Source organism: Streptomyces sp. B6B3 (assembly GCF_039871525.1).
GTDB lineage: Bacteria > Actinomycetota > Actinomycetes > Streptomycetales > Streptomycetaceae > Streptomyces.
Window position 1 is genome coordinate 51412 of record NZ_JBDPLU010000005.1, and the last position, 15539, is coordinate 66950.

The following is a 15539-nucleotide window of genomic DNA, read 5'->3' on the forward strand; positions in this document are numbered from 1 at the left end:
TTCCTGGGCTGTGGCGCGCGCGACGGGCGGGGGTCCTTAAGAGGACCTAGGGTGGGGATATGGCCAGGGCATATGAGCAGATCGCCGCGGAGTTGCGGGGGCGGATGCGGTCGGGGGAGTTGAAGCCGGGAGATCGGCTGCCCTCGGAGGAGGAGCTGAAGCGCGCGTACGGGAAGGGCGGGCCGACCATCCGGCAGGCGCTCGACGTGTTGCTGGCCGAGGGGCTGATCGACAAGCGGCACGGGCGCGGTTCGTTCGTCCGCGTCCCGCGGCGGCGGGCGAACCGGTCGAACGAGCGGCACCAGTGGGAGAAGAGCCGGGCGCGGCAGCCGCTGGGCGTGCGGGCGGGGACCGGCGCGACCGAGCACGACACCGGGCTGGAGATGAACGACCTGGTGTTCAGCTCGGAGTACGGCGAACTGGCCGCCGACGAGGACCTGGCGGAGGCGTTCGGGGTGCCGGTCGGCACGGCGTTGCTGGAGCGGGTGTACCGGACGAGGTACGCGAAGGAGAGCGCGCCGTTCAACGTCTCCAGGTCCCGACTGGTGTGCGAGCATCTGGCCGGCCACCCCGAGCTGTTCGATCCGGAGAACGAGCCGTGGCCCGGCGGCACGCACAGCCAGCTGCTGGTGGCGGGCATCGAGATCGACCGGGTGGAGGAGCGGATCACCGCGGCGCGGCCGCCCAGTCTGGAGGAGGCGGAGGCGCTGGGCATGTCGCGCGGCATGGCGGTGTTGCTGCTGCGGAAGACGTCCATCGACACGACGGGGCGGGTGGTGGAGGTGGCGGACGTGTTGCTGCCGGGGGATCGGACGGAGTTGACGTTCGTGACGCCCCTGGACCGGTGGCCCGGCAGGTGACCGGGATCATCTCCGTCGTCACGGCGGTGCACGCGCCGGGCACGCGGTTCCTGCCCGACGCCTACGAGTCGTTGTGCGGGCAGGAGTTGCCGGACGGCTGGACGTGGCAGTGGCTGATCCAGGAGGACGGCGAGACCGACGCCGTGGCGGGGCTGGTGCCGGACGATCCGCGGGTCGGCTTCGGGCAGGGGCGCGCCGGCGGGCCCGGCGTGGCGCGGACGCTGGCGCTGGCCAGGGCCGAGGGCCGGGTGGTGCGGGTGCTGGACGCGGACGACCTGTTGACGCCCGGCGCGCTGGCCCGGGACCTGCGGGTGTTCGCGGAGCAGCCGGGGATCGGCTGGACCACGTCGCGCGCGCTCGACCTGCGCGAGGACGGTTCGACGGTCGGCTTCGACAGCGACCCGCCGGGCGGGCGGCTGGAGCGCGGGACGGTGCTGGAGTACTGGCGGGCGCACGACTTCCGGGCGCAGGTGCATCCGGCGACGCTGGCCGTGCGGCGCGACGTGCTGCTGGCGCTGGGCGGGTGGATGGCGCTGCCGGCGTCGGAGGACACCGGGCTGCTGCTGGCGCTGGACGCGGTGAGCCCGGGGTGGTTCACGCCCGAGGTGGGCCTGATGTACCGGAAGTGGCCGGGGCAGGCGACGTCGCAGCCGGCGCACGCGCACGAGGGTGAGCGGGAGGCGCGCATGGCGGTGGTGGAGGCGCGGGCGCGCACGCTGGCGTCCTTCGGCGGCTGGCGCGCACCGGCCCTTCGGGCGGAGCAGGGGGAGCGGGCGGACGGCGGCTGAGCGTCGGGGGACGTGCGGGCTGCTGCGGCAAGCTGGGATGAAGAGACAGGGGACGAAGAGACGTGGGGGGACATCGGGCGCGGCAGCGGCGGATGCGGGGAGAGCGGGACGCGGGAAGGCACCGGGATGTGCGGGACGTGGCAACGGGGGGCGTGCGGGAGGTGAGGCACGTGCCGGAGGTGAAGGGCCTGCGGGAGGTCTGGGACGCGCCGGAGGTCGGGGAAGTGCGGGAGGCGGGGGACGTGCCGGACGTGCCGGAGGCGGGGGACGTGCCGGACGTGCGGCACGTGCCGGAGGTGAAGGGCCTGCGGGAGGCGCGGGACGTGCCGGATGTGGAGCGGGAGCTCGTGGGGGTGCGGGAGGCGATCGCTCGGGGGGTGGCGCATGACGGGCGGTACGGGTCCGGGGCGGTCGTCGCGGAGGCCGTGCGGGTGTGGCGGGCCGGCGAGCGGCGGCTGGCGGCGGTGCCGGCCCGGGCGCGGCGCGAGTACGGGGCGGTCGTGGCGGAGGCGGCCGAGGTGGCGGGGTGGCTGCTGTTCGACGCGGACCGGCAGGCGGCCTCGCGCCGGGCCTCGCTGGCGTCGCTGGCGCTGGCCAGGGCGGTGGGCGACCGCCCGATGGAGTGGTTCGCGCTGACCAACCTGGCGCTGCAGGACGTGGAGTTGGGCCGTCCCCAGGAGGCGCTGCGGATCGCCGACGAGGTGCTGACCGGGCTCCGGGTGCCGCCGCGCGTCGCGCTGCTGGCGCGGGCCCGGCGGGGTCGGGCGCTGGCGCTGGCCGGGGAGGCGGGCCGGGCGCTCGTGGACCTGCGGGCCGCGCGGTCCGCCACCGGCGAGTCGCTGACCGCCCGCGATCCCGCGTGGACGTGGTGGGTGCGCGCGCCGGAGCTGCGCGGCCAGGAGGGGGACGCGCTGCTGGCGCTGGGCCGGCCCGAGGCCGCGGCGGACGCGGCCCGGGCGGCGCTGGCCGAGGTGTCGGGGCGGAACGTCCTCTACTACGAGGTGGCGCTGCTGGCCGCCCACGTCCGGGTCGGGGCGTGGCGCGACGCCGAGGCGGTGCTGCACCGCGTCGCCCCGCTGCTCCGCGACGTACCCTCGCGCCGTAACCACCGGCGCCTGCGCCGGACCTGCGCCGCGCTGGTCCGCGACCCCCGGGCCCCGCGCTGGCTCGCCGCGCTCGCGCGGGACGTCCACGGCCTGGCCCGCTGATCCGGCCCTTCTGACGGCTCTGACGGCTCTGACGGCCCCGCCACGATCCGGTCGGGAGGCCCGTTCAGTCGCCGCCCGGGTGGCGGTGGCGCCAGGTGAAGAAGACGGCGCAGGAGACCAGGGCCCAGGTGGCGAGGATCAGGTAGGGCTGGGGATGTTGGTCGCCGCGGAAGTAGATGGCGGTGTGCTGGGCGTTGACCGAGGCGCCGGGCGGCAGGTAGCGGCCGACGACGCCGAACGGGGAGGGCAGCAGCGGCCAGGAGACCGCGCCGCCGGACGAGGGGCTGCCGATCATCACCATCAGGGTCCAGGTCGGCAGGATCGCCCACCGGCCGATCAGGGTGTTGAACATCGTGAAGACCATCCCGGCCGTGAACATCGTCAGCGTGAGGATGCCCCAGGAGGTGAGGAACGGCAGCGGCACCGCGTCCAGCCACGTCTCGCCCACCACCAGCACGATGGCGAGGCCGCCGAGCACCGAGTAGCCGGCGATGACGGCCGCCCGTTCCGCGGGGCGCAGCGCCCTGGCGTGGATGCTGAGCTGCACCGCGCCGAGGAATCCGATGATCACCGCGGCGAGCGAGATGTAGAAGATCGCGAGGCCGCGCGGGTCGCCGGTGCTGAGCGGCTTGAGGTCGTGGACGCGGAGCTCGACCCCGGCCGACTTCGCGGCCTTCGGCGCCTGCTGGGTGAGCAGTTCGGCGACCGAGGCGCCGGCGGCGCTGGCGATGTCGAGACGGACGGCGCCGCGCTCGGTGCGCACCACCGCGAACACGTGCTGCGCCTCGATGCCGTCCACAGCCTGTGGATAGGAGGCGTACCGCTCGGGCTCCAGCGAGGTGTCGAGCAGATGCTCGAGCCTGGCCAGGAAGGCGCGGCTCCGATCGTTCTCCGCCCCGGCCACGACCGCCACCGGCAGCCGGTGTGGTGTCGGGTCCGCGATGGCGTAGGTGTAGGAGCCGGCGAAGAGCGCGGCCGAGGCGGCGAGGATCAGCGACATCACGGCGGCTGGGAAGAACCGCGACGCGCGAAACGCCCGCCAGCGGTGGTGCGGGGTCGCGTCGGGCACGCCGACACCCTAAGCGGAACCGGCCGGCGAATCGGATGAAATCGCAGGAAAACCGCGAAACGCCCCCTGCCTCGGGTAATCGCTCGCGGCCCGTCACGGCTAGGTGAGACGCTTGGGCGCGTATGTCTAGCGACCCCTCCCCCCAGCTTTCCGCCGAGCCCACGCTGTCCGCGCTCGCCGAGCGACTGCCCGGACTGATGCTGCGCGACCAGCGGCGGCTCGGCCGACGCCTCGAAGGCGTGCGGCGCATCCGCAAGGAGTCCGCGCGCCGTCCGGTGCTGGCCGAGATCGCCGACGCGATGGCCACCGCCGAACGCCGGGTGGAGCACCGCCGGGCGGCCGTTCCGGCGATCAGCTATCCGGAGGAGCTGCCGGTCAGCCAGCGCAGGGACGCGATCCTGGAGGCGATCCGCGACCACCAGGTGGTGATCGTGGCCGGCGAGACCGGTTCGGGGAAGACCACCCAGATCCCGAAGATCTGCCTGGAGCTCGGCCGCGGCGTGCGCGGGCTCATCGGCCACACCCAGCCGCGCCGGATCGCCGCCCGCACGGTGGCGCAGCGGGTCGCCGACGAGCTGCGGACACCGCTCGGCGAGGCGGTCGGGTACAAGGTGCGCTTCACCGACCAGGCCAGCGACGGAACGTTGGTCAAGCTGATGACGGACGGCATCCTGCTGGCCGAGATCCAGCACGACCGCGAGCTGTCCCAGTACGACACGATCATCATCGACGAGGCGCACGAGCGCAGCCTGAACATCGACTTCCTGCTGGGCTACCTGGCCCAGCTGCTGCCCAGGCGCCCGGACCTGAAGGTGGTCATCACCTCGGCGACGATCGACCCGGAGCGCTTCGCCCGGCACTTCGCGCCGTCCGAGGAGCGCCATGCGCCGGTGATCGAGGTCTCCGGACGCACGTATCCGGTCGAGGTGCGCTACCGGCCTCCCGAGGATTACGCGGCCGAGAGCGGCGACGGCGACGTCGACCAGGTGACCGCGATCTGCGAGGCGGTGGCCGAACTGGAGGCGGAGGGCCCGGGCGACGTGCTGGTCTTCCTCTCCGGCGAGCGGGAGATCAGGGACACCGCGGACGCCCTGGAGCGGATCGAGAAGGGGAAACGACACGGCGCCGCCGAGGTGCTGCCGCTGTACGCCCGGCTGTCGCACGCCGAGCAGCAGCGGGTCTTCCAGCGGCACACGGGCCGGCGGATCGTGCTGGCCACCAACGTGGCCGAGACCTCGCTGACCGTGCCCGGCATCAAGTACGTCGTCGATCCGGGCACCGCCCGCATCTCGCGCTACAGCCACCGCACCAAGGTGCAGCGGCTGCCCATCGAGCCCATCTCGCAGGCCAGCGCGAACCAGCGCAAGGGCCGCTGCGGCCGGACCAGCGACGGCATCTGCATCCGGCTGTACTCGGAGGAGGACTTCCTCTCCCGCCCCGAGTTCACCGACGCGGAGATCCTCCGCACCAACCTCGCCTCCGTCATCCTGCAGATGCACGCGGCGCGGCTCGGCGAGGTGGAGAAGTTCCCGTTCATCGACCCGCCGGACCGGCGCAGCATCAAGGCCGGCGTGCAGCTGCTGGAGGAGCTGGGCGCGCTGGACGGCGCCCGGCTGACGGAGTCCGGCCGGCGGCTCGCCCAGCTGCCGGTGGACCCGCGGCTGGCCCGGATGGTGCTGGAGGCCAACCGCAACGGCTGCGCGCACGAGGTGATGGTCATCGTCGCGGGCCTGTCCATCCAGGACCCGCGCGAACGGCCCGCCGACAAGCAGCAGCAGGCGGACGAGAGGCACCGCAGGTTCCGCCAGGGGCCTGGCGAGCACTCCGACTTCCTGGCCTACCTCGCGCTGTGGGAGTACGTCAGGGAACGGCAACGGGAGCTGTCCTCCTCGGCGTTCCGCCGGATGTGCCGGGCGGAGTTCCTCAACTACCTGCGGATACGCGAGTGGCAGGACATCCACGCGCAGCTGCGCACCGTGGCCAGACAGGTCGGCGTCGAGGCGGCGCGCCCCTCCGCGCCCGCCGCGCGGGAGGCCGACGAGATCCTGGGCACGCCCCCGCCCGGAGGCTGGGACAGCGTGCACCAGTCGCTGCTGGCCGGGCTGCTGTCGCACGTCGGTCTGAAGGACACCGACAAGCACGAGTACCTGGGCGCGCGCGGCGCGAAGTTCGCGGTGTTCCCCGGCTCCGCGCTGTTCAAGAAGCCGCCACGCTGGGTGATGTCGGCCGAACTGGTCGAGACCTCGCGGCTGTGGGCCCGGATCAACGCGCGGATCGAGCCGGAGTGGATCGAGCCGCTCGCCGGCCACCTGGTGAAGCGCAACTACAGCGAGCCGCACTGGGAGCAGAAGCAGGCGGCGGTCATGGCGTACGAGCGGGTCACGCTGTACGGCATCCCCGTCGTCGCGGACCGGAAGGTCAACTACGGCCGGATCGACCCGGAGACCTGCCGCGAGCTGTTCCTCCGGCACGCCCTGGTGGAGGGCGACTGGCGCACCCAGCACCGGTTCTTCCACGACAACCGCAAGCTGCTCGCCGAGGTCGAGGAGCTGGAGCACCGCGCCAGGCGCCGCGACATCCTGGTGGACGACGAGACGCTGTACGACTTCTACGACCAGCGGATCCCCGAGGACGTCGTCTCGGGCGCGCATTTCGACGCCTGGTGGAAACGGGCCCGCCGGGACGACCCGGACCTGCTGAGCTTCGAGAAGTCGATGCTGATCAACGAGCGGGCGGCCGGCATCACCAAGGCCGACTATCCGGACGTCTGGCGGCAGGGACCGCTCCGGCTGCGGATCACGTACCAGTTCGAGCCGGGCGCGGACGCGGACGGCGTGACCGTGCACGTTCCGGTGCAGGTGCTCAACCAGGTGACGCCCGAGGGGTTCGACTGGCAGATCCCGGGTTTGCGGGAGCAGTTGGTCACGGAGCTGATCAGGTCGCTGCCGAAGCCGATCAGGCGGCACTGCGTTCCGGCGCCCGACGTGGCCCGGCGGTTCCTGGCCGAGACGGCGGAGCCGACGGACGGCGAGGGGCTGCGGACCGCGCTGGCCCGGGCGCTGACCCGGAGGACCGGACAGCGGATCGAACCCGAGGACTTCGACGTCGACCGGGTGCCCGACCACCTGACGATCACCTTCCGGGTGGTGGACGAGCGGCGCCGCCGGCTCGCCGAGGACAAGGACCTGACCACGCTGAAGCAGCGGTTGCGGCGGGACGCCCAGGCGGCCGTGGACCGGGCGTTCGCCGGCCCGCCCGCCGACGGGCGCCGCGGCGGCCGCGGCGGGGGCCGTGAGGGGGGTCGAGGGGCCGAGGGGGGCCCACGCGGCGACGGCGCGGGAGAGGCCGCCACGACCGAGCCTGCGGGCCCGCCGGCCTGGCGGGGCGAGGGGCTGACCCGCTGGACCGTCGGCGCGCTGCCGCGCACCGTGGAGACCCGGCGCGGCGGGCAGCCGGTGAAGGCGTTCCCCGCGCTGGTGGACGAGGGCGCGACGGTGGCGGTGCGGCTTTTCGACAGCGCGGCCGAGCAGGCCGTGGCCATGCGCGCCGGCACCCGCCGGCTGGTGCTGCTCAACCTGCCCTCGGATCCCGCGAAGTTCGCCCTGGACCGGCTGGACAACGTGGCGAAGCTGGCGCTGGCCAGCGGCCCGCACGCGAGCGTGCGGGAGCTCTTCGACGACTGTGTGGCGGCCGCCGCCGACCAGCTGGTCGCGGCCCGCGGCGGGCCGGTCTGGGACGAGGAGTCCTTCGGCAAGCTGCTCGACGGGGTGCGCGCCGACATCGTCGACGTGACGCTGCGGGTCGTGCGGCAGGCCCGGGAGGTGCTGAGCGCCTGGCAGGCGTGCGAGCGCCGGCTGACCACGCTGACCAGCCCGGTGCTGCGGCCCTCGGTGGCGGACGCGCGGGAGCAGATCGCGGCGCTGGTGCACCCGGGGTTCGTGACCGAGCACGGCGCCGCGAGGCTGCCCGACCTGCTGCGGTATCTGACCGCCGTGGACCGGCGGCTGCAGCAACTCCCGCAGCACGCGGAGCGGGACGCCGCCCGGATGGCGAAGGTGCGGCAGATGCGGGACGAACTGGACTGGCTGATCGAGCAGTTCCCACCCGGGCAGCCGCTGCCCGAAGGGGTCGGCGCGATTCGCTGGATGATCGAGGAGCTGCGGGTGAGCTACTTCGCGCACGCGTTGGGCACCGCGTACCCGGTCTCCGACAAGCGGATCCTGAAGGCCGTCGACGCGCAGACCCCGGCGCGCGCCAGGTGACCCCGACGCCCGTTTCCCGCCCCACGCGTGCCCGCTTCGCGCCCGCGCGCGGGCCGCGCGGGACCGGCCCGGGGGGCGATTCGCGGGAGACGGAGGCGCTGCGGTAAGGTCCCCAAGTCGCTTCGCGCGACCTGGTCCTGTGGAGCAGTTTGGAGTGCTCGCCACCCTGTCAAGGTGGAGGCCGCGGGTTCAAATCCCGTCAGGACCGCACACGAAGAGACGATGTTCGCCCGGATCCCGCTACAGGGGTCCGGGCTTCTTGTATGGGGTAGGCATCCATCGCGCGGGGTCTCGTGGGGCCCCGTCCGGGCGCTGCCCGGGCGGCACGGAGGTGGGCTCCGCGCTCCATCGACGGGCGGGTGTTTCACTACCTCAGCGCTGGTGCGAGGGGCAAGGCGCGCGAGCTGTGACGGGAGTCACGCAATCCGATTGCGGGGCGAGCTCATCTGACCCCGTAGAGACACGTGCCAATTTAATATGTGCAATTGCACGGCGCTCGGAGCGGGCCGCGAGGGCCGTCCGGGAGGGGCCGGGGGGCGCCCGGGAGCAGACGCAGATCGCGCCGGACTCGGCGGAGTCCGGCGCGATCAGTGAGCCAAGCGGGCCGGAGTGGGGGCTCCGGAGCCTGGTATTACGGGTGTTGCTCAGCTCTCGCCACGCTGCTGCGGGATGCCCGCGAGCAGCGCGCGCACCTCCGCCTCGCGATAGCGGCGATGCCCTCCGAGCGTGCGGATAGACGTGAGCTTGCCCGCCTTTGCCCAGCGTGTGACCGTTTTCGGGTCAACGCGGAACATCGTGGCAACCTCAGCCGGGGTCAGCAGCGGCTCGGCATCAGGGGTGCGAGCGGTCATGAGCGGCCTCCTCGGGAGAACCGAACCATCACGGTTCTTTCCTCTAAATTCTGCACCTTGACCCACGTTGCCCGAAATGGCGGACGCGGGCCGAGTCGGTTATAGGACGAACGGCTTGTCCTCGGCACTACAACTACACCATCCGTCCAGCCGGGTCGGCCAAACCGATGGAATTGCCCTCTCAGGTGTTCAACCTCGGCGGAAGCCGATGGACCATGCCATAGCGGACAGTCACTCGACCGTAACGATCAGTCACATCGTGATGAGTCGTCACCAGTTCCACCAAGGAGCGAAATACCGATCTATCCGCCGAGGTGGGGGCGGATAGCAGGAGCCCGGGTGGACTCCTTGTCCTATTTTGACACGAGGAGAGCGCTTGAAGGCAAGACTTCCGTAGAGTGCCATCCGTCACGCTTGGGGGTCCTTGGGGGACTTTAGTCCCTTGCCGGGATCAGTTGGCGAACTGGCGCTCGCGCACCGCCATCCAGCGATCGGTGAGCTCCTCGTACCGCCGGCTGGCGTCGTCCAGGTCTCCCCGAGCCAGCGCCGCCAGGCCCTCGGCCACCTCGGAGACCGAACGGTCCGCCGCCAGATCCTCCTCGGGAATCGTATAGACCAGTCCGCCGTAGTCCAGTTCGACCAGTGATCTGGGGTGAAACTCCTCCAGCCACCGACCCACATCGGTGAGCGCCTCGCCCAGCGGCCCCTGCGGCATCGCCCGGCGCACCGTGCGCAACCCGCGCGCCACCCGGCGCCTCGCCTCCACCATCGGCGTGCGGTAGCGCAGGCTCGGCACGGAGGGGTCCACGGCCTCCCCCCTGCGCCGCCCACCGCCCTCCGCGCGCCCCGCGCTCCGGCGCTCCCCGCCCGCTCCCTCCGTGGGCTCCTCCGTGGGCTCCTCCGTGGGTTCTGTCCCGGGCTCTCCCCCGGGCTCGCTACCTGGCTCGCTGTTTGGCTCGCCGCCTGGCTCACCCGCGGCGTCCGCGCCGGCTCCCCCGGCCGGGCCCTCGTCCTCCCGGTCCGGCTCGCCCGCCTTGCGGAAGATCCGCTCCTCCTCGGTGAAGAGCGCGAACCACCGCACCGGCACATGCCACAGCGCCGACCTGATCCACGGCCTGGCGTCCGGGTTCCGCTCCCGCCAGCGGTCGTACTCCTCGGTGGCCCGGTCGCGCTGCGCCGGCGGCAGCACCGCGTCGACCACCGGCTGGGGCATCAGCCAGTGACCCACCTCGGCCATCGCCTGCCAGGCGCGCAGCCGGGTGCGCCACGGGCAGACGCAGACCACGCCGTCCACCCGGGCGACGTAGGCGTCCCCGCTCTCGCGCACCGGCGCCGCCCGGGGCGGCATCGCCAGCAGTTCGGTCATCGCCTCACGCAGCTCGTCCTGCACGCCCGGCAGCCGCTCCCGGGCGGCGTACTCCGCCCAGTAGGACCTCTCCGGTTCGGGAAAGGCCGCCAGCGGCTCGTAGACCCTCAGGAACGCCGCGTAGGGAACCTTCGGCACACCACCCTCCCTTGCTCCCTCGCTACCCGCACCACCACGTAGAGGAGGTGAGGCTCTGCCCTGATCCTCCCGCCGATGGGGGCAGTGTGACCATCCCGAGGGCTCCTTGGCGCGCGCGTCGCCGTAGGCTCATCCCACCGACGCTCTCCACACCCATCCGGAGGGCACCGCCTCGACCTACAGGAGTCACCACCGTGACTGACGTACGTCCCGCCGCCGGCTCCGTGAGCCCGGCCGAGGCCGGCGTGCTCGACCTGCTGTACCGCTCCGACCAGGGCGGCCACGAACAGGTCGTACTGTGCCAGGACCGGCCCACCGGGCTGCGCGCCGTGATCGCCATCCACTCCACGGCACTCGGCCCCGCGCTGGGCGGCACCCGCTTCCACCCCTACCCCGCGTCCGAGTCCGGCGGCGCCCGCCCCGAGGAGGCCGCGCTGCGCGACGCGCTCAACCTGGCGCGCGGCATGAGCTACAAGAACGCGCTCGCCGGCCTGCCGCACGGCGGCGGCAAGGCCGTGATCCTCGGCCATCCCGAGCACGACAAGTCCGAGGAGCTGCTCCTCGCCTACGGCCGGTTCGTCGCCTCGCTGGGCGGCCGCTACGTCACCGCGTGCGACGTCGGCACCTACGTCCCCGACATGGACGTCATCTCCCGGGTGTGCCCGTGGACCACGGGCCGCTCACCCGAGAACGGCGGCGCCGGCGACTCCTCGGTGCTCACCGCCTACGGCGTCTTCCAGGGCATGCGCGCCAGCGCGCGGCACCGCTGGGGCTCCGCGGACCTGGCCGGGCGCACCGTGGGCGTGGCCGGCGTCGGCAAGGTCGGCCACCTGCTGGTCGACCATCTGGTGGAGGCCGGCGCCCGGGCGGTGATCACCGACGTGCGCCCCGAGGCCGTGCGCCGGGTGCTCGCCGCGCACCCCGGCGGCGAGGTCTCGGCCGTCGCGGACACCGAGGAGCTGATCCGGGTCCCGGGCCTGGACGTCTACGCGCCCTGTGCGCTGGGCGGCGCGCTGAGCGACCGCACGGTCCCGGTGCTGACCGCGGGCGTGGTCTGCGGCGCCGCCAACAACCAGCTGGACCACCCGGGGGTGGAGAAGGACCTGGCCGACCGGGAGATCCTCTACGCGCCGGACTACGTGGTGAACTCCGGCGGGGTGATCCAGGTGGCGGACGAGATCAACGGTTTCGACTTCGCTCGTGCGAAGGAAAAGGCCGGCCACATCTACGACACCACCCTGGAGATCTTCGAACGCGCGAGCGCCGACGGCGTGCCCCCGGCGGTGGCCGCCGACCGGCTCGCGGAGCAGCGGATGGCCGCGGCGGCCGGCCGATGACCACACCGATGACCAGGCCGACGACCACGCACCGCGTCGCCCCGGACGCCGCGCGTGTAACACGCGTCACTCCCCATATCGGCCGAGGCTCCTCCGGACGGACCCTCGGGGCGAGTCGGGTGACAAAAGACGGTAAAATCGGCCCTGACCAGCATGGAGAGGGCCATCGGGCGGCCGGCGAAGGGCCCGGGTCCTGTGGACGGCGTACCGCAGGCCCCCGGAAGCAGGTACGGTTGAAGCCCGATGGACCGGGCGCTCGTCGGAGGGCCCGCTCTCAATCATGAACGGATGTCAACACTCCGGGGCCGTTGCGCCCCGTCGTTGAGGGGGTCGAGCCAATGGGGCGCGGCCGGGCCAAGGCCAAGCAGACGAAGGTCGCCCGCCAGCTGAAGTACAACAGCGGCAGGACGGATCTGTCCCGTCTGGCCGAAGAGCTGGGTGCATCATCGACGCCGGACCGGCCGTCGAACGGTGAGCGGGTCGAGGAAGACGATGAGCTGGACGACGACCTGTACGCACGGTACGCGGAGATGTACGACGAGGAGGACGAGGACGAGGACGACGGCTCCTCCGACGCGTCGTCGTCTCCGAAACGGCGTGGCGCCTGACGCCTGAGGCCGCTGCTTCGGCTTCCTCCGGCATCGCTGTGCGCGGCTGACCCGGTCCGGCATCGCCGGGCCGGGCTCTGTGCTGTCGTGACGCCGTCACGCGGCGTCCGCGCTCCCTTCCGTCCCGTGCGCCGCCGCGCACGCCGGCGCGCGCCCCGGTGCGTCAGCCCTGGTAGTCGCCACGCAGCGTGACGCTTCCTCCCGCCGCGGGCCCTGCCGCGGGCGGGCCGTCGGCCTCCGCGATCTCACCCATCACCCAGGCCGGGACGCCGCGTCCGGCCAGCAGTTCCAGGGCCGGCGCCACGGACGCGGGCGGCAGCACCGCGACCATCCCCACCCCCATATTGAACGTTCGTTCGAGCTCGGCCCGTTCGACCCCGCCCAGCTCGCCGAGCAGCCCGAAGACCGGCGCCGGCGCCCAGGTTCCCCGGTCGATCCCGGCCCGCAGGCCGGCCGGCAGCACCCGGGCCAGGTTGTTGGCCAGCCCGCCGCCGGTGACGTGTGCGAAGGCGTGCACCGCGACCGCGTCCCGCAGCGCCAGGCAGTCCAGGGCGTAGATCCGGGTGGGCTCCAGCAGCTCCTCGCCCAGGGTCCGGCCGAACTCCGGCACGTGCCGCTCCAGCCGCCATCCGGCCCGCTCCAGGAAGACGTGCCGGGCCAGCGAGTACCCGTTGGAGTGCAGGCCCGAGGAGCCGAGCGCGAGCACCACGTCGCCCGCCCGCACCCGCTCCGGGCCGAGCAGCTCGTCGGCCTCCACCACGCCCGTGGCGGCGCCGGCCACGTCGTACTCGTCCTCGCCGAGCAGCCCCGGGTGCTCGGCCGTCTCGCCGCCGACCAGGGCGCAGCCGGCCAGCACGCAGCCCTCCGCGATGCCCCTGACGAGGGCGGCGACCCGCTCGGGGTGCACCTTCCCGACGCAGAGGTAGTCGGTCATGAAGAGCGGCTCGGCGCCGCACACCACCAGATCGTCGACGACCATCGCGACCAGGTCCCGGCCGATGGTGTCGTGCACGTCGAGGCGCTGGGCCACGGCCACCTTGGTGCCGACGCCGTCGGTGGCGGAGGCGAGCAGCGGACGGCGGTACCCCTTCAGCGCGGAGGCGTCGAAGAGGCCGGCGAAGCCGCCGAGGCCGCCCACGCTCTCCGGCCGCTGGGCGGTTGCCACCCACTTCCGCATCAGCTCGACGGCCGTCTCGCCGGCGGCGATGTCCACGCCGGCCGCGGCGTAGCTGGCGCCGGGCGCGGCAGGGCTGCCGCCGGGCGCCGCGCCCAGGTCGGCGCGGGGGACCTCGTTGGTCATCGGTGCTCTCTCGGGTCGTCGTGGTCCGGTCGTCGTGGTCCGGTCGTCGTGGTCCGGTCGTCGTGGTCCGGTCGTCATGGCTCGGTCGTCGTTGGCCGTCGTCTCGGCTCACGGGTGCTGGATCGGCGCTGGTTCGGGGTCCCGCCCGTGGCCCGCCGGTGTGGACCCGGCGGGCGGTGCGGAGCTACGGACGGCGCAGCGCGTCCGCGGCCCCCGGCCCCGTGGCGAGCAGCGGGAGCTGCTCCAGGACGTCCTTGCCGAGCCGGGCGGGGTCGGGCAGCTCCATCGGGTACTCGCCGTCGAAGCAGGCGCGGCACAGGTTCGGCTTCGCGATCGTGGTCGCCTCGACCATCGCGTCCAGCGAGATGTAGGCGAGCGAGTCGGCGCCCAGCGAGGCGCCGATCTCGTCCACGGACAGCCCGTTGGCGATCAGCTCGGCCCGGGTGGCGAAGTCGATGCCGAAGAAGCAGGGCCACTTGATCGGCGGGGAGCTGATCCGCACGTGCACCTCGGCGGCGCCGGCCTCGCGGAGCATGCGGACCAGGGCCCGCTGGGTGTTCCCGCGGACGATGGAGTCGTCGACGACGATCAGCCGCTTGCCGCGGATGACCTCCTTGAGCGGATTGAGCTTCAACCGGATGCCGAGCTGTCTGATGGTCTGACTCGGCTGGATGAACGTGCGGCCGACGTAGGAGTTCTTCACCAGTCCCGAGCCGTAGGGGATGCCGCTGGCCTCCGCGTATCCGATGGCCGCGGGGGTCCCGGACTCGGGCGTCGGTATCACGAGGTCGGCCTCGGCCGGGGCCTCGGCGGCCAGCCGGCGGCCCATCTCCACCCGGGAGAGGTACACGCTGCGGCCGGCGATGTGGGTGTCCGGCCGGGCGAGGTAGACGTACTCGAACGCGCAGCCCTTCGGCTTTGCTTCGGCGAAGCGTGTGGACCGCAGCCCGTGCTCGTCGACCGCGATCATCTCGCCGGGCTCCACCTCGCGGACCACGGAGGCGCCGACGATGTCCAGCGCCGCGGTCTCCGAGGCCACCACCCAGCCGCGCTCCAGCCGGCCGAGCACCAGCGGACGGATGCCCTGTGGGTCGCGCGCGGCGTAGAGCGTCTGCTCGTCCATGAAGACGAAGCAGAACGCGCCCCGCACCTGCGGCAGCACCCGGGGCGCGGCCTCCTCGACGGTCAGCGGCGCGCCGGTCTCCTCGTCCACCTGGCCGGCGAGCAGCGTGGTGACCAGGTCGGTGTCGTTGGTCACCGCGGCGCCGCCGCCGCGGCGCTGGGCGCCGCGCCCGGGGAGCGCGGCGGCCAGCTCGGCCAGCTCGGCCGTGTTGACCAGGTTCCCGTTGTGGCCCAGCGCGATCGAACCGTGCCCGGTGGCGCGGAAGGTGGGCTGGGCGTTCTCCCAGGTGGGCGCGCCGGTCGTGGAGTACCGGGTGTGCCCGACGGCGAGATGCCCGACGAGCGAGCTGAGCGAGGTCTCGTCGAAGACCTGCGAGACCAGACCCATGTCCTTGAAGACGAGGATCTTGGCGCCGTCGCTGACGGCGATGCCCGCGGACTCCTGCCCGCGGTGCTGCAGGGCGTAGAGCCCGAAGTAGGTGAGCTTGGCGACCTCCTCGCCCGGGGCCCAGACGCCGAAGACGCCGCAGGCGTCCCGCGGCCCTTGCTCTCTGGGGGAGGAGCCGGGGTCGAGGTCGTGGCTGAGTCGTCCATCACCACGTCGCACAACCACGAGTCTAGGTCAGGAGA

Annotated in this window: 11 protein-coding genes and 1 tRNA gene; 7 read left to right on the top strand and 5 right to left on the bottom strand. The window is 73.0% G+C overall.

Annotation, left to right across the window (positions count from 1 at the left end):
- Positions 1-59: 59 nt before the first annotated feature.
- The 3 genes from ABGB06_RS12765 (at position 60) to ABGB06_RS12775 (ending at position 2856) form a co-directional block, all read left to right on the top strand.
- On the top strand, positions 60-860 hold the full coding sequence (locus tag ABGB06_RS12765; RefSeq protein WP_347588489.1) for a GntR family transcriptional regulator: 801 nt from the start codon (positions 60-62) through the stop codon (positions 858-860).
- Complete coding sequence (locus ABGB06_RS12770) at positions 857-1648, top strand: glycosyltransferase (protein ID WP_347588491.1); 792 nt, start codon at positions 857-859, stop codon at positions 1646-1648. The genes ABGB06_RS12765 and ABGB06_RS12770 overlap by 4 nt, the downstream gene beginning before the upstream one ends.
- Before the next feature lie 170 nt (positions 1649-1818).
- Complete coding sequence (locus ABGB06_RS12775; RefSeq protein WP_347588493.1) at positions 1819-2856, top strand: hypothetical protein; 1038 nt, start codon at positions 1819-1821, stop codon at positions 2854-2856.
- A gap of 64 nt (positions 2857-2920) precedes the next feature.
- On the opposite strand, the gene ABGB06_RS12780 is transcribed toward ABGB06_RS12775, so the two are convergent.
- Entirely contained in the window at positions 2921-3925 is a 1005-nt protein-coding gene (locus tag ABGB06_RS12780) for an ABC transporter permease (protein WP_347588495.1), read from the bottom strand.
- Between the two features lie 122 nt (positions 3926-4047).
- On the opposite strand from ABGB06_RS12780, the gene hrpA reads away from it, so the two are divergent.
- Together hrpA and ABGB06_RS12790 are read left to right on the top strand one after the other, a co-directional pair.
- Positions 4048-8187 carry an ATP-dependent RNA helicase HrpA gene (gene hrpA / locus ABGB06_RS12785; RefSeq protein WP_347588497.1) on the top strand — a complete coding sequence of 1380 codons (4140 nt, stop codon included), beginning with the start codon at positions 4048-4050 and terminating at the stop codon, positions 8185-8187.
- 133 nt (positions 8188-8320) lie between these two features.
- A tRNA-Asp gene (locus ABGB06_RS12790) sits at positions 8321-8395 on the top strand.
- Between the two features lie 436 nt (positions 8396-8831).
- Here the strand turns inward: ABGB06_RS12790 and bldC are convergent.
- Together bldC and ABGB06_RS12800 are read right to left on the bottom strand one after the other, a co-directional pair.
- Positions 8832-9038 (bottom strand): developmental transcriptional regulator BldC, encoded by a 207-nt coding sequence (gene bldC / locus ABGB06_RS12795; RefSeq protein WP_347588499.1) that lies wholly within the window; start codon positions 9036-9038, stop codon positions 8832-8834.
- Between the two features lie 451 nt (positions 9039-9489).
- The gene (locus ABGB06_RS12800; protein ID WP_347588501.1) at positions 9490-10542 is read right to left on the bottom strand and encodes a hypothetical protein; all 1053 of its coding nucleotides are present in this window, start codon (positions 10540-10542) and stop codon (positions 9490-9492) included.
- Positions 10543-10766: 224 nt separating this feature from the next.
- Here ABGB06_RS12800 and ABGB06_RS12805 point away from each other — a divergent pair, with 224 nt between their 5' ends.
- Entirely contained in the window at positions 10767-11879 is a 1113-nt protein-coding gene (locus ABGB06_RS12805; RefSeq protein ID WP_347589150.1) for a Glu/Leu/Phe/Val dehydrogenase dimerization domain-containing protein, read from the top strand.
- Between the two features lie 338 nt (positions 11880-12217).
- Positions 12218-12487 (top strand): DUF3073 domain-containing protein, encoded by a 270-nt coding sequence (locus ABGB06_RS12810; protein ID WP_347588503.1) that lies wholly within the window; start codon positions 12218-12220, stop codon positions 12485-12487.
- 163 nt (positions 12488-12650) lie between these two features.
- Here ABGB06_RS12810 and purM read toward each other — a convergent pair whose 3' ends face one another.
- Positions 12651-13787 carry a phosphoribosylformylglycinamidine cyclo-ligase gene (gene purM / locus ABGB06_RS12815; RefSeq protein WP_347588505.1) on the bottom strand — a complete coding sequence of 379 codons (1137 nt, stop codon included), beginning with the start codon at positions 13785-13787 and terminating at the stop codon, positions 12651-12653.
- 184 nt (positions 13788-13971) lie between these two features.
- Positions 13972-15516, bottom strand: coding sequence for an amidophosphoribosyltransferase (purF, locus tag ABGB06_RS12820; RefSeq protein ID WP_347588507.1), 1545 nt, complete (start codon positions 15514-15516; stop codon positions 13972-13974).
- Positions 15517-15539 lie beyond the last annotated feature (23 nt).

Coding starts and splice junctions, on each gene's coding strand:
- ABGB06_RS12765 (WP_347588489.1), top strand. CDS start 60: ATGGCCAGGGCATATGAGCAGATCGCCGCGGAGTTGCGGGGGCGGATG.
- hrpA (WP_347588497.1), top strand. CDS start 4,048: ATGTCTAGCGACCCCTCCCCCCAGCTTTCCGCCGAGCCCACGCTGTCC.
- bldC (WP_347588499.1), bottom strand. CDS start 9,038: ATGACCGCTCGCACCCCTGATGCCGAGCCGCTGCTGACCCCGGCTGAG.
- ABGB06_RS12810 (WP_347588503.1), top strand. CDS start 12,218: ATGGGGCGCGGCCGGGCCAAGGCCAAGCAGACGAAGGTCGCCCGCCAG.
- purM (WP_347588505.1), bottom strand. CDS start 13,787: ATGACCAACGAGGTCCCCCGCGCCGACCTGGGCGCGGCGCCCGGCGGC.